A 20,774-nucleotide genomic window follows, 5' to 3' on the forward strand; every position below is an offset into this window, starting at 1 on the left:
CGTCAACTTAAGCAACCATTAACCCAAGCTGTCATCTCGCCGAAAGGAGAGATCTGGATCCTTTCAAAATTTGAGAACTACTTCAGATTTCTCCCAAGGGTCGAAATGACATAAAAAGCCTCAAGATGACGGCATTGGGAAGTAGGGGAGGTTAGACCCGGTATAGCAAAACAAAAACTACAGCGCTTCAACCTTTAGAAGGACAAAGACTAACTCACCTCTTGAGAGGAGCAGGGTATGTAGTTGCAACAGCTTAACCTCTCTTCAACCAAGATCCTTTCAGGATGACAGCACAGAAAGCAGAAGCCAAAAAGTCCCACTTGGGGCAGGGGGATGACAATTGTGCACAGGAATCCTGCAAATCCGTGGGGTAGGCGCCCTCTTAAATCTTGAAAATCCTGATTTAGACAAAGACGTGAGCGTCAGTCGGGCATATTATTTAACCTTCCATTACTCCACAACTTCTACAGCAACTCCCTCAATCCCCTCCAGCTTGCCTCTTACTTCTTCCTCCAACTTTCTCCGTACCTCCAGCGTCATGCGGCAATCGAGTTCGAATTGCTGGTCTTTCACGCCGAGCTCATACTCTTTCACCAGGCTCATCACATCATTCATTTGCGGGTAGGCGAAGTGAACTTGCAGCAGGGAGGTTTCGTGCTTCTCGACGATGGTGGCACTGCTAAGAGCTTCGGCAGTGGAAGTTTTGTAAGCGTTGATCAGGCCGCTGACGCCGAGTTTGGTGCCGCCGAAGTAGCGGACTACCACCACCAGCACATTGCTCAGGTCGAAGGAGCGGATCTGACCCAGGATGGGATCGCCGGCGGAGTGGTTAGGCTCGCCGTCGTCGTTGGCGCGGTAGCGGTTTTTGTCAGCACCCAGGATGTAAGCGTAGCAGTGGTGGCGGGCGTCATAATACTGCTTGCGCAGGTCGGTGAGGATCTCTTTCACTTCCTCTTCCGTGTAAACCGGGTAAGCCAAGGCGATGAACTTACTGCCTTTCTCTTTGTAAAGGCCCTCAGAAGGCGATTCGATGGTGCGGTAGGTATCTTCCATAAAATAAAACACAATGGCGGCTATCTCCTGATACGAGGGCAGCACCTGAGGCTGCGGCGCATCAGCCCCACCCGTGAAGGTTAGCTCCGCTGCCATGCAGGTAACTTGTAGAACAACACTGGCCCGAAGTGAATGTGCATTGATCCGCTAGCTTCGATTTAAACCCGGGCAAAACGCCCGACAGAACACGCAGTTTCGGGTATAGCACAGGTATAAAGGCTGAGTCAGGCAAAACGCTCCGCTTTGCAAATGTAACAGAAGCGTCCGCAAGGGCAAAGCCGGGGCCGGATGTATAGGCACATTAACCGAAATTGTTTTAATTTGTGGCAGTACTAAATTTTTCCTTTTGTCTGCCACACCCTACCTGATCCACTTTGCCGAAACCGGCAGCCAGGAAATAGGCTTCATCGCCTCAACGCAACTAGCCCGGAACATCCCCTTTGTGATCAGGCGGGTGTTCTGGACCTATGGCACCCCGGCGGGCGTACTGCGCGGGCAGCACGCCAACAAAGCGACCGAAGAGGTGCTGGTGGCGGCCGCCGGAAGCATTACAGTGGAAACAGACAATGGCAAGTACAAGGAGACCTTCGTGCTGGACAATCCAGGTGTCGGGCTATACCTGCCGGCCATGTGCTGGACCGATCTTTACTTTGCGCCTGGCACGATAGCCGTCTGCCTGACCTCCACCGATTTCGAGGAGTCCGACTACATCCGCGATTACGCTACTTTTAAACGCTTGGTAGCGCATCTGGCCCTGTAAATGCCGTCTATACCTATGCCAACAATCCAGGCCCCATACTTTGCTTTCCGTGACTTCCCTGCAGGTATAAACCAGGCGATAGAAGAAGCATTGCTGCGTGCCCTGCGCGGTCAGCAGTATATATTGGGCGAGGAGGTAAGTGCTTTCGAGATTGAATTTGCCGCTTATGTGCAGTCAGGCAGGGCAGTTGGGGTAGGCAATGGCTACGATGCGTTGGTGGTGGCCCTGAAAGCCGCAGGTATAGGAACAGGTGATGAAGTGATCGTGCCGGCTAATACCTTCATCGCAACTGTGAATGCCGTGGTGCAGGTGGGCGCTATACCTGTGCTGGCCGAGCCTGACTGCTATAACTATAATCTGACTGCCGCTGAGGCCGCTGCGCACGTCACACCGCGTACCAAAGCGATCATACCTGTGCACCTTTATGGCCAGGCTTGCGAGATGTCGGGCTTTCTGGAGCTGGCTTCACAGCACAACTTGACTATCATCGAAGACTTTGCACAGGCACAAGGCGCCAGCCATAAAGGCCGTCCGGTTGGTAGTTTCGGCCGCATCAGTGCCACCAGTTTTTACCCGACCAAAAACCTAGGTGCGCTGGGCGATGGCGGTGCAGTGGTTACTTCAGACCGAGCCATGGCTGATTTTGCCCGCATGTACCGCCACTATGGTCAGCAACAGAAATACCATAACGAGATCATAGGCATCAATTCCCGCCTCGACACACTGCAGGCTGCCGCGTTACGCGTTAAGCTGCCGCACCTCGATGCTTTAAATAACGAGCGTCAACGGTTGGCGCAGGTATACCAGACCAGGCTGCAAGGTATAGGCGACCTGATGCTACCTGTCACGGCGCCGGAATGCACTCACGTATACCACATCTTCAACATCCGCACAAAGCAGCGCGACGCGCTGCAGCTGTACCTAATTGAACAAGGTATACAGACGGCCATCCACTACCCGGTGCCGGTGCATCTACAGGAAGCTTACGCATACCTAGGGTATAGAAAAGGGAGCTTTCCGGTAGCGGAAGAGCTGGCCGAAACAAGCCTGAGTCTGCCGCTTTTTCCGGGGATGACAGCGGCTGAGCAGGAAGCGGTTATCTACTGTGTACACACTTTTTTTGAGCGCCATGGCTGATCCTGCTTCCCTTCCGCTGGTGTCGGTCATCTGCCTTTGCTACAACCATGAGCGCTTTATCTCCGAGGCGCTGGACTCGGTGCTGGCCCAGACTTACCCCAATCTGGAGATCATCATCATGGACGATTGCAGCACCGATAATAGTGTGCGCATCATCCGGGAATACGTCCGGAAATATCCGCAGCTCACTTTCCTGAGCACAGGCACGAACCAAGGAAACACCAGAGCGTTTAACCTGGCCTGGCGGGCTTCCAAGGGCGCGTACATCATCGATTTTGCCACGGACGATGTGCTCTTGCCCGAGCGCGTGGCGCAGCAGGTGGCGGCCTTCGCAAAGCTGGATGCTACTTACGGCGTGGTCTATTCGGATGCGGAGTATATTGATGATGAAGGCCGGCATATGCGCTACCATTACAAGCGCAATAAAGCAGGTGAGGTCATTTCCTTTGCACCTTCCGGCGACATCTTTCACCATTTGCTGGGGCGGTACTTTATCTGTCCGCCTACCATGATGATGAGGCGGCAGGTGTTCGAGGATTTGCAGGGCTATGACAAAACGCTGGCCTATGAAGACTTTGACTTTTGGGTGCGCTCCTCCCGCCGATATAAGTATTTCTTTCTCGATGCCATCACGACCAAACGCCGCCTGCATGCCCATTCGCTTTCGCAGCAACTCTACAAGCCGGGCGATAAGCAGCTAAATTCAACGGTGTTGGTCTGCGAAAAAGCGGCGAAACTGGTGGAAAGCCCCGAGGAGTGTCAAGCGATGACCCACCGACTGCAATATGAAGCACGACACGCCTTCCTGACAGGCCACTACCAGCAGGCCGAGCAGCTCCTAAACCTGCTCCGGCAACACGCCGGTCTTGGACCCGTATACCGCACCCTCCACTTTCTCAACAAGCTCAAAGTAGACCTGCGCTTCCTTAGAGTGCTGTATCAGAAGATTTTAAATCGCTGAAATTGCACTCTGTCAGGGACTTACTACACAATGGAGGTAAACGTGTAAACTGTTTTGTATTTCTGCGTAGGTATAAGATAATCCCGGGTATGTCTTATGGTTTGCGCATTTGAGAATGGACAGGTTGAGGTGAAACACCACGCCAAACCCGAACTGCTTTTTTAACAGATAGTTAACTTAATGTGACGTTACCGACAACTATTTTAGTATAAATACCTATATTTGAATTTCAATCGCCTAAAACAACACCATGATTACAGCCATTGCATCCCGTGTAGAAGTCATGAAGTGGATGGAAGACTTTGTCCACGAGAAAATGACAGAGTTTCTAAAATCTGTAGAAGACAGTTGGCAACCAGCTGATCTACTGCCTGACGCCCGCATGGAAAACTTTTTTGAAGAAGTTAAAAATCTGCAGGAGCGTGCCCGTGACCTAAGCTACGACCTGCTTGCCGTGCTGGTAGGCGATACCATTACTGAAGAAGCACTGCCAACTTACGAAAGCTGGCTGATGTCTATAAAAGACTTACCCACCAACGAAGAGAGTCCTTGGATGAGGTGGAACCGCGCCTGGACAGCCGAAGAGAACCGCCATGGTGACCTGCTGAACAAGTACCTCTACCTGACCGGCCGCATCAACATGCGCGAAATGGAGGCCTCTACGCAGTACCTGATTGCCGACGGCTTCGACCTGCAGACCGACAATGATCCGTATCGCGCCTTCGTATATACCTCTTTCCAGGAAACAGCCACTAACCTGTCGCACCGTCGCGTGGCCCAGATTGCCAAAAAGCAGGGCGATGGCATGCTGGCCAAGCTTTGTGGCTATGTTGCTTCCGACGAGGCCCGCCACGCCAAAGCGTACAAGGCGTTTGTTGGCAAAATATTTGAGGCCGATCCGAACGAAATGATGCTGGCTTTTGAAGACATGATGCGCAAGAAGATCGTGATGCCAGCCCACTACATGCGTGAGCTTGGGGTGGACATGGGCAAAACTTTCGGCCACTTTACCGATGCCGCACAGCGCATTAACGTTTATACTGCCTTGGACTACACCGACATCCTGAGCGACCTCGTGAAAGAGTGGAAGCTTGAAACTGTTTCTGGGTTGAACGATGCCGGCGAGCGTGCCCGCGATTATATAACCGCGCTGCCAGATCGCCTCAAAAGAGTAGCGGAGCGTATGAAATCGCCACAACTGGAATATAAGTTCCGTTGGATTGACTAAGTAGCGGAAGCTATAACTATAAAATGATGAGGGCAGGTTGCTAAAGCAGCCTGCCCTCATCATTTTATAGGCCTATTTGGTAAGTGCAGTTGTAGCGATAATGGCGCGAGCGTCCACGCTCGTGTCTACTATCGCGGGGCCTGCTGGCCCAGGTATAGGTAAGGCTGATTCTATTAATTAATTATTATACCACAAGTTTAGCGAAGCACAGCTTGTGGTTTACTTGAGGCCAGTTTGCAACTGGCGTAGTGGAGCTTAAAGGTACAGCAAACTGCATTGCTTTGTAGCTTGCCCTGGCCGGGCAGGCCCTACTTTTTTCCTTGATGAAAAAAGTAGGCAAAAAAATCAAGACGATTTTAAACTCGCTGACCGCTCAAACACAAAATCGTCGTTGGTGCACCTGGTACCGCAGTTCGTTTCATCGTCGGCGTGCAAGTTACTCTTCCTATACCTGCCAGTAGTGATTTGCTACAGTGCATATACCTGTCAAATGGCAGTTCCAGATTCCCCGCCTTGGACTACTGAGAACGAGAGTTCGAAAGTAGCGAGCGTAGCTCTGAGGGGTAAGGGGTGGTTGGACCCGGTATAGCAAGTGAACAGCTGAAGCTATTATATCGATACTTAACAATTAAGCAGCAGCAGAAAATCCCCTCTCGGGAGGGGCAGGGGTGGGTTGAGTAATGGAATAACCTAAACTGTAGGAACCAGAATGCTATACCTGCTAATTGGTAGCGACTAAAAAGTCTCCCTTAGGGGTAAGGATTCTCGATAAAGAAGGGGGCAGGAAGATGTCGATCCTGCAAACTTCCTCTCAAAGACAGTATCAACCCCATCAGGTCAAGGCAGGTTAGGGCATTTCACGTATAAGAACCGGTATGCAAGAACATTCGGCTGTGTAGCGTTGTTAGAGTATAAATCAGGAGAGAGGATATGAGTATAGGATATAGATTTGGAGAATACATACCGCCGCAGGATGATAAACAGGGCTTCGAGTCGCTGCTGAAGATTTTTCTGCAACTGGTCATGATCACTTCCGGCGATGTGGCCGAGGCCCTGGCGTGGCTTAGTTCGCTGGACAAGCAGTATGGCCTGACTAGTGATGATTACGGTATAGGTGATTTTATCGAGGACCTCAAAAAGAATGGGTATATCGACGAGAACCCGCAGGAGGAGGGCGTGCTGAAACTAACCGCTAAGAGTGAGCAGAACATCCGGAAGAGTGCGTTGGAGGAGATTTTCGGCAAGCTGAAGAAGGGCGGAAAAGGAAGCCACGCCACACCGCAGACAGGTATAGGCGACGAGGCCAGCACTGATCGCCGGGAGTACCGCTTCGGGGACGCTATCGAACAGATCTCCATGACCGACTCCATTCGCAACGCCCAGATCAACCACGGCCTTTCCGACTTCCGGTTGACGGAGCAGGACCTCGAAATTATGGAGACAGAGCACAAAACGCAGTCGTCCACTGTGCTGATGATCGATATTTCGCACTCCATGATTCTGTACGGGGAAGACCGCATCACGCCGGCCAAAAAAGTGGCGATGGCGCTGGCCGAACTGGTAAAGCAAAAGTATCCGAAAGACACGCTGGATGTGATCGTGTTTGGAAACGACGCCTGGCAGATCGAGATTAAGGACCTACCATACCTGGAAGTGGGCCCATACCACACCAACACGGTGGCCGGATTGGAGCTGGCGATGGATATTCTGCGGAAGCGAAAGACACCTAACAAGCAGATATTTATGATCACGGACGGTAAACCAACCTGCCTGAAAGAAGGGCTGCACTACTATAAAAACAGCTTTGGCCTGGACCGCAAGGTGGTGAACAAAACCCTGAACCTGGCTGCAGCTTGCCGTCGCATCAAAATACCGATCACCACCTTTATGATCGCATCGGACCCATACCTGCAGCAATTCGTAGACGAGTTTACCAAAGTGAACAACGGCCAGGCGTATTATAGCTCACTGAAAGGCTTAGGTCACTTGGTGTTCCGCGACTACGGCCGCAACCGGAAGAAAAGCTTTTAGAGTTTGGGAATTGAGGAGTTGGAGAGTTTAGGGGTTGGGCAGGTATAGCTGTAAGGACAGGTTGTGACCTGTCCGTGTCGTACACTATAACTTTCTTCCTGGATAGTGGCTCTCCACGATTAGAAAGATGGTTTGCGCATAAAAGGCAAACCCGTAAACATTTACGATTGCTTTTTCTTAAGTGAACTGGCATACAAAAACAAAAGGAGTAAAGCGCCTAATGCAGTGTAGTACACAGAAGTGCTTAGCTCAAAATACAGTCTGGAAATGAACGCGACTATAAACAGCAATAGCCCCACCAATTCCAGCATTTTATAAAGCGGGATCTTTTTCATAAAATAAGATACTATTAATCTGAAAAGATCCCTAAAAGTTAAACCATTTAACAGTCATTCAACCAAAAGAGAATGCAATACGAAGACATACCAGCAGAGAACTTACTGAAGATAAAGACCCTTGGCCAGCTGCGCGCCGCCGGGTACGAACCGCAAACCGTGAAGCAGGAGCTGCGCCGTAACCTGATCAGCAAACTGCAGCGCAAAGAAGAGGTGTTTCCGGGCATTTGGGGCTACGAAGAAACCGTGGTGCCGGACCTGCAGCGGGCAATCCTTTCCATGCATCACATTAACCTGCTGGGTTTGCGCGGGCAGGCCAAGACGCGCATCGCCCGCCTGATGGTGGACCTGCTCGACGAGTACATACCGGTTGTGCAGGGCTCTGAGCTGAATGACGACCCCTTGCAACCGCTTTCGCGCTACGCCAAGGACCAGGTACACGAGCATGGCGATGATACGCCCATCGGCTGGATGCACCGCTCCGACAGGTATACTGAAAAGCTGGCCACACCCGACGTATCAGTGGCTGACCTGATTGGTGATGCGGACCCGATCAAAGCGGCCACACTCAAGCTGCCTTATTCTGATGAACGGGTAATCCATTTTGGCCTGATTCCGCGTTCGCACCGGGGCATTTTCGTGATCAACGAACTGCCCGATCTGCAGGCCCGCATCCAGGTGTCCCTGTTCAACATTCTGCAGGAAGGCGACATCCAGATCCGGGGATTTAAAGTCCGTCTGCCGCTCGACATCCAGTTTGTGTTCACAGCCAACCCGGAGGACTATACCAACCGTGGCTCCATCGTGACGCCGCTCAAAGACCGCATCGACTCGCAGATTATCACGCACTATCCGAAATCCATCGAGATCGGCAAGAAGATCACGCAGCAGGAAGCGCATATTAAAGAAGAGCAGGAGCAACTGGTCACCACCAACGACATCATCAGTGACCTGATAGAGCAAGTGGCCTTTGAGGCCCGCGAGAGCGAGTATGTCGATGCCAAGAGTGGTGTGTCGGCACGTCTGACCATTTCGGCTTTTGAGAGTCTGCTGAGTGCGGCCGAGCGACGTGCTTTGCTGAACGGTGAAAGCAAAACCTATGTGCGTTTGTCTGATTTCCTGAACACGATACCTGCCGTAACAGGAAAAGTGGAACTGGTGTATGAAGGCGAGCAGGAGGGTGCTGGGCATGTAGCGCAGGTGCTCATGGGCAAGGCCATACGTACGCAGTTCCTCCACTACTTCCCTGATCCGGATAAAGCCAAAAAGACAAAGGAGGGCAACCCGTACAAGAAAGTAACCGATTGGTTTGGTGATGGGAATAAAGTGGATATTCTGAATGACGCCACCGCCTCGGAGTATAAGAAAGCCCTGCAAGCTATACCTGGCCTGAGCGAACTGGTGGAGAAATTCCGGTCCGATGCAAAAGGTGAGGAGAAACTGTTTATGATGGAGTTTGCCCTGCACGGCCTCGCCGAGCACAGTCAGCTCAGCAAAAACCGACTCAGCACCGGCCTGCAGTTCAAGGACCTGCTCAGCGGTATGTTCACCATGCCAAGCTTCGGGGAGGAAGAAGATGAGGACGACTTTTAGGAGTTAGAAAGTTGAGTAGGGAAAAAAGTAAAAGCCAGAAGCGGTACGACACCGTTTCTGGCTTTTTTGTTTACCCAAACAAAGCCGGCAGCTGCTTCACCAAGGTATAGCCGCCCATCCAGGCCATTACCAACACCACCAGCACCCCAAAAACCGTCAGCCACAGCGGGTGCTTATACCTGCCGATGATCTCTGTTTTGTGCGCGGCGATCAAAATGGTGCCGAGTGTGATCGGGAGGATGAGTCCGTTTAAAGCACCTGCCAGTATGAGCAGATGCACCGGCTTGCCAATGGTGACAAAAATTGCGGTCGAAATCACGATAAACCCGATGATGAACCAGTTTTCGTAGCGTTCGATACTCCTGTGGAAAGACTTGATGAAGGAAACCGAGGTATAAGCCGAGCCGATGACCGAGGTAATAGCGGCCGACACCATCACGATGCCAAACAGCTTATAACCTAGGTTGCCAGCCGCCAATTGAAAGACCGAGGCCGGCGGATTGCTCTCGTCAAGCACCAGTCCTTTGCTCACTACGCCCAACGCAGCCAGAAACAGGAAAATGCGGATAATGGAGGCTACCGTTATACCTGACACAGCAGCAGTGTTTACCTCAGGCAAGGCGGCTTCGCCTTGCACGCCGGCATCGAGCAGACGGTGACCGCCCGCAAAGGTGATGTAACCGCCTACTGTGCCGCCTACCAGTGTGATGATAGCGATCAGGTCGATCTGGTCTGGCAGGAAGGTTTTGACGGCCGCCTCGGCAAGGGGAGGAGAGGAGGTGATGGCCACATACACGATCAGCAAAATCATGAGCAGCCCCATGAGCTGGGCGAAGAGGTCCATCGCCTTTTTGGCTTCCCGCACCAGAAAAATGCCGATGGCTACAGCGGCGGTAATGATGGCCCCCAGCTCCGGAGAAATCCCGAAGAGCACATTAAATCCCAGGCCGGCGCCACCCACATTGCCAATGTTAAAAGCAAAGCCGCCGAGCACAATCAGCACCGCCACAAACAAGCCAAGACCCGGCAATAGCATGTTGGCAATATCCTGTGCCCGCTTTTCTGACACCGCGATCACCCGCCATACGTTCAGCTGCACGCCAATATCGAGAATGATGGAAGCGAGTATTACAAAGCCAAAGCTGGCGCCGAGCGATTGCGTAAAAACAGTGGTTTGGGTGAGGAAGCCGGGGCCGACGGCAGAAGTTGCCATCAGGAAGGCGGCACCGAGCAATACGCTCCAGTTGCGTTTCTGCTTCATGGGCGCTGCACGGTTGGTCTGGCAAGCGCTATACCTTCGCGCTGCAATTTTTCATGCAGATGGCGGGCAAATACCAGCGCATGGGGTCCGTCGCCGTGGATGCAAACCGTGTCGGCCTGTATACCTAACTCCACTCCCTGCTGTGATTGCACCTTGCCTTCCTGCACCATGCGCAGCACCTGGCTCGCGGCTTTGTCCGGGTCGGTGATGAGCGCATCGGGCTGGCGACGGGAAGTGAGTGTACCGTCCTGTTGGTAGGTTCGATCGGCAAAAACTTCGTTGGCTGCGCCCAGGTGCAGGCGGTTGGCAGCTTTGATCAGCTCGCTTCCGGCCAGGCCGTACAACAGCGCTTCGGGGTTTACTTTGTACACAGCTTCGGCGATGGCCTCGGCCAGTTTGGTGTCGGTGGCGGCCATGTTGTAGAGGGCACCGTGCGGTTTCACGTGGTGCAGCGTGCTGCCCTCGGCCTGCACAAAGGCCTGCAGCGCGCCTATCTGGTATACCACCATGTCGTATACCTCCTCCGCTGATACGGCCATGTTGCGCCGGCCAAAGCCTACCAGATCAGGCAGACCGGGGTGAGCGCCGATGGCCACATTATGCTGCAGGCAAAGCTGTACGGTTTTGCGCATCACGCCCGGGTCGCCGGCATGGAAGCCGCAGGCGATGTTGGCCGAGGTGACAAAGGGTAGAATCTGTTCGTCATTACCCATGCGGTAGGCGCCAAAACTCTCGCCCAAGTCGCAGTTCAGGTCAACGGAAAGGGGTTTGCTCATATGTTGTGCTTTAATTGAATGGCAAGTGCCAGTTGTGTAAGGTTCTGCTCCTGCCGGATGTAAAGCTGCTGGGCTTCCTCCAGCGACACTTCCTCGAACGCAATGGTTTGGCCCGGCACGACCTGTGCCAAGATAGGCAAATCGACGCTAACTACTTGCAGGATGCGCGGGTAGCCGCCCGTGGTCTGATGGTCCGCCATCAGCACGATCGGTGTACCCTCAGGCGGCACCTGCACGGTGCCGAAAGTAACGGCAGTAGAGATAAGATCTGCTTCTTCGCTCAGGTGTAGCGAGACGCCCTGTAGCCGGTAACCCATCCGGTCTGACTGCGCCGATACCTGGAAGCGCTCCGACCAGATCTGCTCCTGGCTGGAGTCTGAAAAGCGTTCAAATTCGGGTCCTTTGATGGCCCGAAGGGTCGGGTTTGAGGTATAAGCAGGGTAGAATTGCGGATCTGGTGTCCATAGGGCAGCTGTGTAATCGGGCATGTCGGTGGCGCCTGTTGCCTGCGGGAACAGGCTTATACCTGCGGGCGTAGGGCCGTGGCAAGGTATACGGTCGCCGACCTGCAGCGCCCTGCCCTGAAAGCCGCCTATACCTGCCTGCAGGTACGTTGCATAGCTGCCCATCAGCTTCGGTAGATCAAAGCCCCCTGACACGGCCAGGTACGATCTGCAACCCGACAAGGGAGCTCCAAAAGACAATATACTGCCCTTTCTCACGAAGAATGGCCGCCACATAGCCACCCGCTCCCCGTTTAGATCAGGAGACAAGTCAGCACCGGTCAGGGCGATCAGTTGGTCTTCTGTGAAGCGGATAGTGGGGCCGGTGAGTGTGATCTCCAGCACGGCTTCGTCGGCTGCGTTGCCGGTCAGCATGTTGGCTACCCTGCAGGCAAAGGTATCCATGGCGCCACTTGTGATGATGCCCTCTTTCTGATGTCCATACCTGCCCCTGTCCTGCAAGGTGGTAAGCATGCCTGGTTTCAGGATCTCAAGCCCCATGCGCCTGCTCCTTTCGCTCCCAGAACTCGTCTTCAGAGATAGCCACGAACTTTACCTGGTCGCCGGCCTGCAGCAGACTGGGCTGCTCCCGGTTCGGGTCAAACAACCGGAGCGGTGTCTGGCCGATCAACTGCCAGCCACCCGGCGTCTCGATGGGGTAAATGCCCGTCTGATTGCCCGCTATACCTACCGATCCGGCAGGGATACGTGGCCTGGGATTCTTTTTGCGGGGCGTAGCTAGTTTTTTGGCCATGCCGCCCAGATATGGAAAGCCCGGCGCAAAGCCGATCATGTAGACCTGGTACTTGCCACGTGTGTGGCTGGCTATTACTTCCTGCGGGGTGAGTTTGGTATACCGGGCCACATACTCCAGATCAGGTCCGAAAGAGCCGTTGTAGCACACCGGAATCTCCACTACGCGGGGCGCTGCGGCCTTATCGTTCTCACGGGCCACTTTGAGCATGTGTTGCAGTTGCTCCATTACGCGGGTATAAGGATTGTAAAAACCCCGCTCACTCGCTTCCCAAGGGTTGTAGTACACGGTAACGGATGTATAGGCAGGCACCTGTTCTACAAAGCCGGTAAACGGGTGGCGGTCCAGGTAGGTGCTGAAGGCGCGCACTTTGGCGTGGGTCGCTTTATCGATGCTTTCGCCGAACTGCACCGTAATGGCGCTGTCGCCCAGCGGGTATAGCCGGAACAGCTGCATGTCTTTTTGCTTCATACCTGCGCTAAGTTGTGTGCCCCTGTATACCCGTTGCGGGGAGGGATAGTTAACCAAGGTACATAAAAAAACACAAGACCGCAGGGGCAGCCTTGTGTTTGTGTTAAATGGTCAGAATAACTTAGTTGCGCAGGCCGATGTCCTCCAGAACGGGGGGATGCAGCTGCCCTTCGGAGTGCGCCACGATCATGGCCACGGCGGCATCACCGGTCACATTCACAGTCGTTCGCAGCATGTCGAGCAGGCGGTCAGGGGCCAGGATGAGGGCGATACCTTCGATCGGTATACCTGCCTGCTGCAACACGATTACGAGCATTACCACGCCGGCACCGGGCACAGCCGCCGCCCCGATGGAGGCTAGCGTGGCGGTAAGCACAATACCCGCCTGCGCCGCCAGCGACAAATCCATGCCGTAAGCCTGCGCGATAAAGACCGCCGCCACCGATTGGTAAAGACTCGTGCCGTCCATGTTGATGGTAGCACCCAGCGGCAGCACAAAACTGGTGATCTCGCGGTTAATGCCCAGCCGTTCTTCGCAGCGCTCCATGGTAACCGGTAGCGTCGCCGCGCTCGAGGAGGTAGACAAAGCCAGCATCTGGGCCGGGAAAATGCCTTTGAAAAAGTCGAGGTAACTGCTCTTGCCCAAAAATTTGATGAGGAGCGGGTAGACCACAAACATCATAATAGCCAGACCAACAGTTACGACAATGCAGTAATAGCCCAGCACGAGCAGCAACTCGGCCGCGGCCGAGGGGTCGTCGCCGGCAAATTCCACCACCAGGCCTGCCAGCAGAGCGAACACACCGTAAGGAGCAGCCATCATGATGATGTCCACCATTTTGAGGATGATGAGGTTGACGCCGTCGAAGAAAGCGTTCACGGGACTTGCCTTGTCCTGGGGTATAAGGATGAGGGAAATGCCGAAGAGCAGGGCAAAGAAGATCACCTGGAGCATGTCCGTGTTATCGGTCATGGCCCCGAATATATTGTCGGGTACGATGTCGACGAGTGCCTGCAGGGGCCCCTGCTCCTCTACGGCAGCGGCATCCGAAGACTTGTCCATGGCGGTGGAGGCGTATTGGGCTTTAAACTCCTCTCGTTTTTCAGGAGAAAATGCTTTACCAGGCTCCGCTATATTCACGATGACCAGCCCCAGCACTACGGCAAAGACAGTTGTCATGAGGTACAGGCCGATCGTTTTGGTGCCGATGCGGGAGAGTTTGCTGATGTCACTCAGGCTGGCCACGCCCGTTATCAGGGACACAAGCACAAGCGGAACAGCGATCAGTTTGAGCAGGTTGATAAAGATGGTGCCGAAAGGCTTGATCCAGTCGGCAGTGAACTCGTTGAGGCCAAAGGAGCTGGCGGAGATGCCCCAGGCTACTCCTAGCGTCATGCCGATCAGAATCTGCCAGTGTAAAGCTAATTTCTTCATAAACAGGGTAGTGGCAGGGCGGTAGTGGGTGCCTGCCGGTTACAGGTATAGGTTTCAGGAAATCACAGGAAAGGGCAAACACCGTATAAGTAGCTGCATTTTCTGCCTGGAACTAAGTGTCCCTTTCAGGTAAAATTAAGAATTAATCCTTAAGAATAAGGGTTAATATATAGAAATGGATGATATTAATCCGCTGAAATGAACGGCCTGTAAACAGGAAAGGCCGCGTCTGGGCGGCCTTTCCTGTTGTCTATACCTTGGCAGGCTGACTATTCCTCGTTCACCACGATCTTCTCGATCCTGTCGTTGGCGCGGATCTGGTCGATCACGTCCACGCCCTCTACCACTTTACCGAAGCAGGTATGGTTGCGGTCGAGGTGGGCGGTATTTTTACGGCTGTGCACGATGAAGAACTGTGAGCCGCCTGTGTTGCGGCCGGCATGGGCCATGCTCAGCACGCCGCGGTCATGGTACTGGTTCTCACCGGTCAGTTCGCAGTCGATCTTGTAGCCAGGGCCACCTGTGCCCGGCACGCCCTTGGCGCCTTCGCGTGAGTTAGGGCAGCCGCCCTGAATCACGAAGTCAGGAATAACGCGGTGGAAGGTCAGGCCATCGTAAAAGCCATCTTTGGCAAGCTTTATAAAGTTGTCTACGGTCTTTGGGGCGTCTTTTTCATAAAATTCTACTTTCATGACGCCTTTACCGGTATGAATTTCTGCGGTTCTCATAATTTTAACTTTTTGGAATAATGTAATACGAACAAGTACAAAAGTACGCAAAATATTAATTGCCAGCCAGACACCGGGCGTGCGATTTGGCCAAACAACGGACTGGCCCGGTATTTGTCAAAACTTGTGGCGCCTGAAAACAGTAATTGTACTATAGCGCGACACCTGAATCTGACTAAAACCTGAGCCTATTATGAAAGCATTTCCCTACCTATTCACCTTGTTTGGACTGGCCATGCTGCTGATCACTGGCTGCGACCAGTCCAACGATAGCCAAACTGGAAATGAAGCCGCCCTGCAGGAAGAGGCCAATGCCCTGCAGTCGAACGGCCCTGTTGATTCACAAGCCGGCAACGCGCTCCAGAGTTCGGGAAGCACCAAGTCCTCCCGCGTATCTTCCCGCAGTTTATTGGACAATATAAACGCCAACAACGATTTGAGCACCTTCAACTCGCTGTTGCGCAAGGCAGGCGTAGCTAAAAGCTTGAGTGGCACGGGGCCTTATACGGTTCTTGCGCCCACTGAAGCCGCCTTTCTGGAGCTACCCGACATCCTGCGCGATAACCTGGAAAGTCCGGAGCACCGTGAACTGGTGCAGCAACTGCTGAATAACCACATCATTGCAGGAAAACTGACTACGAGCGACCTGCAGGACGGTGCCATTCTGAAGACAGCGGCCGGGCACCAACTGAAAGTGGCTAAGCACAACGACGAAGTTCAGATCGGCCCTGCCGCGATGGAAAAGCCCGACGGTATGAGCAGCAACGGCGTGCTGCACACGATCAACAGGGTATTGGTGCCTGTAGAGGAAACGATGCTGTAAAACTAGAACGGATTTGTGGCCCACACTGCCAACTCAGGTATAAAGCCCCGGTCGTCAAGCTCCAGTGCCCCTTTAATAGCCCGTGCAATCTCACGGCCGCGCAATTTGTTTGGCTGGCTTTCGCGCTCCTCCCTGTCTTGTGGGCCAAAAGCTGTGGTCACTTCGCTGGGGTTGAGTAACATAACCCGCACATTATACCTGCGCAGTTCTGCCTGCCAGCACTGGGTCATACCGCGCAGGGCGAACTTAGACGAGGCGTATACAGAGCCCCCCTCGTAGCCTTTGGTCGCTGCTGTGGAGCCGATGTTGATGATGTTGCCGTAGTTCTGCTTTTTGAAGATCTCCGCCGCCCGCTTCCCCATCATGGCTGCACCAAACACATTCACGCTGTATACCTGCTGAAAGTCCTCCACCGTGACATTTTCCAGCTTTTTGGACAGGCCTATCCCTGCGTTGTTGATCAGTGCATCGAGGCGGCCATACTCCGTCAGGAAAGTCTCAAACGTCCGCTTCACGTCATCCGGATTGGCCACATCGGCCGTGATGGGCATTGCCCCCAGTTCCCGGGCCGCCTTGTGGGTCCGCCTCTCGTCCCGGCCCGTTATGGCTACGTTGGCGCCGTGCTCGATGAGTAATTTGGCGGTAGCGTACCCGATGCCGAGTGTGCCACCTGTGATCAGGATATTCGCGTTTTCGATTTTCATAGTATTGAAAGTGAGTGGTCTGTGTTTTGTAACGTGGGAGGGGAGGTTGTAGTTAAGGTTATGCTTGCAGCTGGGTTTCGCCTGTGCGGCGGGCAAGTGGTATTGCTACTGCCTTATAATACCGCAAGTTTAGCGAAGCGCAACCTGTGGCTAGATTGTAACTGGCGTAGCGGCGGCTTTTGTAGGTATGGCAAATAGTGTTGTTCTATAGCTTGCCCTGGCCGGGCGGGCCCTACTTTTTTCCTTGATGAAAAAAGTAGGCAAAAAAATCAAGACGCTTTTAAACTCGCTGACCGCTCAAACACAAAATCGTCATTGGTGCACCGGGCTAGTGCTATTTGCTTCGTAGCCTCCGGGGCAAGTTAGTCTTGCTATACTTGCCAGTGGTTTGTTGCAGTAACTACAAACCTATACCCGTGGATTGGTAGGTACAGGTTCCCCCCCTTGGGGGTAGGGGCCCTCGACAAAGAAGGGGGCAGGGGGGTAATCGTTCATGGGAATCCTGGGAATCTTTTAATCCTGAAAATCCTGATTCAGACAAATTAAACATACACACTAGTTAAGCAGGTGACTACCTGTCCCTACAGGTATACCCATCACTCTTTTTAACTTTCTACCTTTTTAACTTTCCAACTCCCCAACTCAAATCACTTCCGATTATCCTCCCCGTGCATCATGCTCAGGTAACTCTCATACCTTGTCAGGGCGATTTCGTTGTGGCGCACGGCCTCTACTACTGCGCAGCCGGGCTCGTTGAAGTGGGTGCAGTTGTTGAAGCGGCACTGGTTGAGGCGCTCACGCATTTCGGGGAAGAAGTGGCCGAGCTCTTGTTTGGGGATATCGACGATACCGAGCTCTTTGATGCCGGGTGTATCGATGATGAAGGTTTCCGGATCGATCTCGAACATCTCGGCGAACGTGGTGGTGTGCACGCCCTTGTCGGAGAAGCCGGAGATCTCGGAGGTTTTCAGGTCGAGGTCGGGTACGATGAGGTTGATAAGCGTGGATTTGCCTACGCCGGAGTGGCCGGAGAAAAGAGAGGTCTTGCCGTGCAGGAGCTCCTTGAGTTCAGCTATACCTTCGTTGGTATGCGCCGATACGGCCATCACCTTGTAACCAATCCGTTCATACAGGTAAGAGATCTGCCGCTGGTATTCCTGCATGTCCTCGTCGTAGAGGTCGGTTTTATTGTACACGATCACGGTAGGTATACCGTAAGCCTCGGCCGTAACCAGGAAGCGGTCGATGAAGCCGAAGGAGGTGCGCGGCGATACCAGTGTAGCAATCAGCAGCGCCTGATCGAGGTTGGCGGCAATGATGTGCGCATGCTCTGCCTTGTGCGTGGATTTCCGGATGATGTAATTTTCGCGGTCTTCAATCTTATGAATCACGGCCGTGTCCTCGCCGGTGGTTTCCACGTCGAACTCCACCCGGTCGCCTACAGCCAGCGGGTTGCTTACTTTCATGCCCTTGAGCTTGAACTTGCCGCGCAAACGGGCGCGGTGCAGCTTGCCCTCCGCATCACGTACCAGATACCACGACCCCGTCGATTTTACTACAACTCCTTTCATGCGTTTTATTTCAACAGTTGGCGCACATCCGCCATAATTTTAGCCGTGGCGCCAGCCTGTTCGTGTACGTAAGTTTTTTCTTTGTCGGTTATACTCTGGCGCAGTCCGGGCGTAGTATGCACCCGCTCAAAAGCCTTAAGCAATTCTTCGGCATTGTTTACCGGGAAGGCGCAGCCCAGCGCCACCAGGTCCTTCGCCTCCTGAAACTTGTCGAACTTCGTCCCGAAGAACAGCGGCAGCCCAAACACGGCCGCCTCCAGCGTGTTGTGCAGCCCCTTGCCGAAAGCCCCGCCGATGTAGGCGTAGGTGCCGTAGCTGTAAAGCGAGGAGAGCATCCCGATGTTATCGATTACCAGTACGTTGTACCTGCTGGCTTCTGCCTCCGTAACTTGCGAAAAGCGCACCGCACCCTCACCGAGCAGTTGCATGAGTTGACTGATGCCGCTCTCGTGAATCTCGTGTGGGGCGATGATGAACTTTATACCTTGTCTATACTTCTGAATCAGCGGCAGGAGCACCTCCATATCGGCTGGCCAGCTACTACCCACCATAAACACCTCCTTGGCCTGTGCAAAAGCCTCCACTACAGGTATAGCTTTCACGCTGGCAGCGGTCTGCAGCACACGGTCGAAGCGGGTGTCGCCGGCAACGCTGGCTTTTGATATACCGATGCCTTGTAGGAGCTTCAGGGAAGTCTCGTTTTGGGTATAGATGTGCGTGAAGCGCTGCAGCATGCTGCGGTTGAAGCTGCCATAGGGCTTGAAGAACACCTGATCTGGCCGGAAAATAGCTGAAATGGACAACACAGGTATAGCCCGCTCCTGCAAATCCTGCAGGTAGTAGTGCCAGAACTCGTACTTCACAAACATCGCCAGCTTCGGCTTCACGATATCCAGAAAGTGCTTGGCGTTGCTATGGCTGTCGAGCGGCAGGTAGAAGATGTAGTCGGCCCCCGCGTAGTTTTTGCGCACCTCGTAGCCCGAAGGCGAGAAGAAGGTAAGCACCACTTTATACCCTTGAAACTCCTCCCGAAATGCCTCGATCACGGGCCGTCCTTGTTCAAACTCCCCCAGCGACGCGCAATGAAACCACACCACAGGAGCCTTGTTGTCCTGTAGCTGTTGCGTCATACGCTCAAACTGCCCCGCACGCCCTGTCTGCATCAGCTTCGCCTTCTGGTGGAAAGGTGAAGCTAGGGCAATAGCCGCCTGGTAAGCTTTCAGTCCGATGTCGTAGAGTAGTTTCAAGTATAGTTTTGGGCTATCGACTCACAGCGTCTTGTAGACCTGTGTGCCTTTTGGTGTCTTCAAGCTGCAAATATAGGGTATTCTGAAGGGATAGTGGTAAAAGGGAACCTTGCTTTGTGGGAAAGGAAGGCTTTGGTACTTGGTGAGTTACTGTTATCTGCTATATTTGGTAGGATAAACGTCACAGTTACGTTTAGCAAGTAGTTAGCTTGCAGTTCAATTATAAATTTATGAAAGGGTTTGAAGAAGAATTTGAAGTGAGTTTGCAATTGTCGGAACAGGAGCTTTCTGCCTATTTACTTTCAATAATTGACTCTAACCTTGATGAACTGTCAGCAGCTTTGGCAAACTCTAAAAAGCCCTATCGTGGTCACATTAAATTTAACCGATTCAAACTAATTCCTATACAGGGCTTCTTTAAGAAAACTTATGGACAGATTGAAGGGGAGTTCGGGTCCAAAAATGGCGAATTACATATCATGGGGAGCGTCATTAGTAATAAGTTCTTGTTGGTTTTTGTAATTGGCTACACTCTAATAAGTTTTGTAATGCTAGCCAATCTTCTTATCAGCAATTCAAATGAAAAATCAGCTGTATCATTAGTTGGAATATTTTTTCTGATTGGAATAGGTAACTTGATCGGAATAAGAAGAAGCATAAAAAGCCAAAAATCTGATTTTCTGGATAGACTAGGGCTTTTAGAAAAAGAAAAAACACCGAAAAGCTAACAAGGCCTAAAGCACACCTAGGCGTGCCTTAGCCAAGACGTTAACAAAGCCTTCAATGAAAAACCTCACCCAGGTGGCACTTCTTTGTGTCTTTTTGCTATCAGGTTGTAGCTCAAAAGAAGGTGCTATGGATCTATTCAGGCCAAACTGGACTGGAATAGATACGACTGAATTAAAGTTTCAATTCGGGCAGGTAGTGAATTTTGATGTTGATAGCCAACAGATAAGTGCAGTAGTGCTGGATTTTGATAAAGATGAAGGGGGGATATGGTATGGCTTGTGCTTCTTAGACGAGGGTAAACTATTTGGCACCCAAATACCAAGTGGGTTAGTCAATACTACCTGTATAGACTTGTTAGATCTGACCTACTTGAATGACAGCGCAGTGCATGAATTCGAAATACTAGATAATTTGCAAGTCGATAGATTGAAAGTCGGGGTAGGTAGGATTAGTCCTGTTACCAACTATGCAGATTTAGCTTACGATTTCAACCGAGGTATTGAAGCAAGAAAGAAGAATCCTATACCATGCGATGAGGGGATGTTAGATTCAAATGCCCATAGACAACGCTATTTTGAGGTAGAAAAAATTTTAAAGGACTAGTGCTAACGAAGGGTCAGGCAAGTTTCTCCAGTTCATTCAGTCATTGAAAATGCAAGTGCTTGACTTGTGGT

The 20,774-nt window shown here is 52.5% G+C and carries 19 protein-coding genes; 9 read left to right on the top strand and 10 right to left on the bottom strand.

What is annotated here, in order from left to right; all coding sequences use genetic code 11:
• Window positions 1-450: 450 nt before the first annotated feature.
• Complete coding sequence (locus tag Q4E40_RS06230) at window positions 451-1,053, bottom strand: IMPACT family protein (protein WP_303411071.1); 603 nt, start codon at window positions 1,051-1,053, stop codon at window positions 451-453.
• 346 nt (window positions 1,054-1,399) lie between these two features.
• On the opposite strand from Q4E40_RS06230, the gene Q4E40_RS06235 reads away from it, so the two are divergent.
• The 6 genes from Q4E40_RS06235 (at window position 1,400) to Q4E40_RS06260 (ending at window position 9,098) form a co-directional block, all read left to right on the top strand.
• On the top strand, window positions 1,400-1,813 hold the full coding sequence (locus Q4E40_RS06235) for a sugar 3,4-ketoisomerase (protein WP_303410761.1): 414 nt from the start codon (window positions 1,400-1,402) through the stop codon (window positions 1,811-1,813).
• Window positions 1,814-1,828: 15 nt separating this feature from the next.
• A complete protein-coding gene (locus Q4E40_RS06240; RefSeq protein ID WP_303410762.1) occupies window positions 1,829-2,950 on the top strand; it encodes a DegT/DnrJ/EryC1/StrS family aminotransferase in 1,122 nt (373 codons plus the stop codon).
• On the top strand, window positions 2,943-3,911 hold the full coding sequence (locus Q4E40_RS06245; protein ID WP_303410763.1) for a glycosyltransferase: 969 nt from the start codon (window positions 2,943-2,945) through the stop codon (window positions 3,909-3,911). Before Q4E40_RS06240 ends, Q4E40_RS06245 begins: the two co-directional genes overlap by 8 nt.
• Before the next feature lie 250 nt (window positions 3,912-4,161).
• Window positions 4,162-5,139, top strand: a complete 978-nt coding sequence (locus Q4E40_RS06250; protein ID WP_303410765.1) for an acyl-ACP desaturase — start codon at window positions 4,162-4,164, stop codon at window positions 5,137-5,139.
• 930 nt (window positions 5,140-6,069) lie between these two features.
• On the top strand, window positions 6,070-7,170 hold the full coding sequence (locus Q4E40_RS06255; protein WP_303410766.1) for a vWA domain-containing protein: 1,101 nt from the start codon (window positions 6,070-6,072) through the stop codon (window positions 7,168-7,170).
• Window positions 7,171-7,577: 407 nt separating this feature from the next.
• Window positions 7,578-9,098, top strand: coding sequence for a sigma 54-interacting transcriptional regulator (locus tag Q4E40_RS06260; protein ID WP_303410768.1), 1,521 nt, complete (start codon window positions 7,578-7,580; stop codon window positions 9,096-9,098).
• A gap of 70 nt (window positions 9,099-9,168) precedes the next feature.
• Here the strand turns inward: Q4E40_RS06260 and Q4E40_RS06265 are convergent, their stop codons facing one another.
• The 6 genes from Q4E40_RS06265 to Q4E40_RS06290 all read right to left on the bottom strand — a co-directional run bounded on the left by Q4E40_RS06265 (window position 9,169) and on the right by Q4E40_RS06290 (window position 15,026).
• Window positions 9,169-10,359 (bottom strand): NRAMP family divalent metal transporter, encoded by a 1,191-nt coding sequence (locus Q4E40_RS06265; protein WP_303410770.1) that lies wholly within the window; start codon window positions 10,357-10,359, stop codon window positions 9,169-9,171.
• Entirely contained in the window at window positions 10,356-11,135 is a 780-nt protein-coding gene (gene pxpA / locus Q4E40_RS06270) for a 5-oxoprolinase subunit PxpA (RefSeq protein ID WP_303410772.1), read from the bottom strand. Before pxpA ends, Q4E40_RS06265 begins: the two co-directional genes overlap by 4 nt.
• Window positions 11,132-12,139, bottom strand: coding sequence for a 5-oxoprolinase subunit C family protein (locus tag Q4E40_RS06275; protein ID WP_303410774.1), 1,008 nt, complete (start codon window positions 12,137-12,139; stop codon window positions 11,132-11,134). Before Q4E40_RS06275 ends, pxpA begins: the two co-directional genes overlap by 4 nt.
• The gene (gene pxpB, locus Q4E40_RS06280) at window positions 12,129-12,863 is read right to left on the bottom strand and encodes a 5-oxoprolinase subunit PxpB (protein ID WP_303410776.1); all 735 of its coding nucleotides are present in this window, start codon (window positions 12,861-12,863) and stop codon (window positions 12,129-12,131) included. Before pxpB ends, Q4E40_RS06275 begins: the two co-directional genes overlap by 11 nt.
• A 121-nt stretch (window positions 12,864-12,984) precedes the next feature.
• Window positions 12,985-14,298 carry a dicarboxylate/amino acid:cation symporter gene (locus Q4E40_RS06285; RefSeq protein WP_303410777.1) on the bottom strand — a complete coding sequence of 438 codons (1,314 nt, stop codon included), beginning with the start codon at window positions 14,296-14,298 and terminating at the stop codon, window positions 12,985-12,987.
• A gap of 269 nt (window positions 14,299-14,567) precedes the next feature.
• On the bottom strand, window positions 14,568-15,026 hold the full coding sequence (locus Q4E40_RS06290) for a peptidylprolyl isomerase (RefSeq protein WP_303410778.1): 459 nt from the start codon (window positions 15,024-15,026) through the stop codon (window positions 14,568-14,570).
• A gap of 193 nt (window positions 15,027-15,219) precedes the next feature.
• Here Q4E40_RS06290 and Q4E40_RS06295 point away from each other — a divergent pair, with 193 nt between their 5' ends.
• Window positions 15,220-15,849 carry a fasciclin domain-containing protein gene (locus Q4E40_RS06295; RefSeq protein WP_303410780.1) on the top strand — a complete coding sequence of 210 codons (630 nt, stop codon included), beginning with the start codon at window positions 15,220-15,222 and terminating at the stop codon, window positions 15,847-15,849.
• 2 nt (window positions 15,850-15,851) lie between these two features.
• Here the strand turns inward: Q4E40_RS06295 and Q4E40_RS06300 are convergent, their stop codons facing one another.
• From Q4E40_RS06300 to Q4E40_RS06310, 3 genes are all read right to left on the bottom strand, one after another.
• Entirely contained in the window at window positions 15,852-16,553 is a 702-nt protein-coding gene (locus Q4E40_RS06300) for an SDR family oxidoreductase (protein ID WP_303410782.1), read from the bottom strand.
• Window positions 16,554-17,200: 647 nt separating this feature from the next.
• Window positions 17,201-18,124 carry a ribosome small subunit-dependent GTPase A gene (gene rsgA, locus Q4E40_RS06305; protein WP_303410784.1) on the bottom strand — a complete coding sequence of 308 codons (924 nt, stop codon included), beginning with the start codon at window positions 18,122-18,124 and terminating at the stop codon, window positions 17,201-17,203.
• Between the two features lie 5 nt (window positions 18,125-18,129).
• Window positions 18,130-19,371, bottom strand: a complete 1,242-nt coding sequence (locus Q4E40_RS06310) for a 3-deoxy-D-manno-octulosonic acid transferase (RefSeq protein ID WP_303410785.1) — start codon at window positions 19,369-19,371, stop codon at window positions 18,130-18,132.
• 230 nt (window positions 19,372-19,601) lie between these two features.
• Between Q4E40_RS06310 and Q4E40_RS06315 the strand changes: the two genes are divergently transcribed.
• On the top strand, window positions 19,602-20,099 hold the full coding sequence (locus Q4E40_RS06315) for a hypothetical protein (protein ID WP_303410786.1): 498 nt from the start codon (window positions 19,602-19,604) through the stop codon (window positions 20,097-20,099).
• 55 nt (window positions 20,100-20,154) lie between these two features.
• Entirely contained in the window at window positions 20,155-20,703 is a 549-nt protein-coding gene (locus tag Q4E40_RS06320) for a hypothetical protein (protein ID WP_303410788.1), read from the top strand.
• The last annotated feature ends 71 nt before the right edge of the window (window positions 20,704-20,774 follow it).

The organism is Pontibacter coccineus, assembly GCF_030546575.1.
In the GTDB taxonomy this organism is placed as follows: Bacteria; Bacteroidota; Bacteroidia; order Cytophagales; family Hymenobacteraceae; genus Pontibacter; species Pontibacter coccineus.

Excerpts from the sequence above, each read along its gene's own strand:
- Q4E40_RS06275 (WP_303410774.1), bottom strand. The coding sequence starts at position 12,139 with ATGGGGCTTGAGATCCTGAAACCAGGCATGCTTACCACCTTGCAGGAC.
- pxpA (WP_303410772.1), bottom strand. The coding sequence starts at position 11,135 with ATGAGCAAACCCCTTTCCGTTGACCTGAACTGCGACTTGGGCGAGAGT.
- Q4E40_RS06315 (WP_303410786.1), top strand. The coding sequence starts at position 19,602 with ATGAAAGGGTTTGAAGAAGAATTTGAAGTGAGTTTGCAATTGTCGGAA.
- Q4E40_RS06285 (WP_303410777.1), bottom strand. The coding sequence starts at position 14,298 with ATGAAGAAATTAGCTTTACACTGGCAGATTCTGATCGGCATGACGCTA.
- Q4E40_RS06260 (WP_303410768.1), top strand. The coding sequence starts at position 7,578 with ATGCAATACGAAGACATACCAGCAGAGAACTTACTGAAGATAAAGACC.
- pxpB (WP_303410776.1), bottom strand. The coding sequence starts at position 12,863 with ATGAAGCAAAAAGACATGCAGCTGTTCCGGCTATACCCGCTGGGCGAC.
- Q4E40_RS06230 (WP_303411071.1), bottom strand. The coding sequence starts at position 1,053 with ATGGAAGATACCTACCGCACCATCGAATCGCCTTCTGAGGGCCTTTAC.
- Q4E40_RS06250 (WP_303410765.1), top strand. The coding sequence starts at position 4,162 with ATGATTACAGCCATTGCATCCCGTGTAGAAGTCATGAAGTGGATGGAA.
- Q4E40_RS06295 (WP_303410780.1), top strand. The coding sequence starts at position 15,220 with ATGAAAGCATTTCCCTACCTATTCACCTTGTTTGGACTGGCCATGCTG.
- rsgA (WP_303410784.1), bottom strand. The coding sequence starts at position 18,124 with ATGAAAGGAGTTGTAGTAAAATCGACGGGGTCGTGGTATCTGGTACGT.
- Q4E40_RS06255 (WP_303410766.1), top strand. The coding sequence starts at position 6,070 with ATGAGTATAGGATATAGATTTGGAGAATACATACCGCCGCAGGATGAT.
- Q4E40_RS06265 (WP_303410770.1), bottom strand. The coding sequence starts at position 10,359 with ATGAAGCAGAAACGCAACTGGAGCGTATTGCTCGGTGCCGCCTTCCTG.
- Q4E40_RS06290 (WP_303410778.1), bottom strand. The coding sequence starts at position 15,026 with ATGAGAACCGCAGAAATTCATACCGGTAAAGGCGTCATGAAAGTAGAA.
- Q4E40_RS06245 (WP_303410763.1), top strand. The coding sequence starts at position 2,943 with ATGGCTGATCCTGCTTCCCTTCCGCTGGTGTCGGTCATCTGCCTTTGC.
- Q4E40_RS06240 (WP_303410762.1), top strand. The coding sequence starts at position 1,829 with ATGCCAACAATCCAGGCCCCATACTTTGCTTTCCGTGACTTCCCTGCA.
- Q4E40_RS06300 (WP_303410782.1), bottom strand. The coding sequence starts at position 16,553 with ATGAAAATCGAAAACGCGAATATCCTGATCACAGGTGGCACACTCGGC.
- Q4E40_RS06320 (WP_303410788.1), top strand. The coding sequence starts at position 20,155 with ATGAAAAACCTCACCCAGGTGGCACTTCTTTGTGTCTTTTTGCTATCA.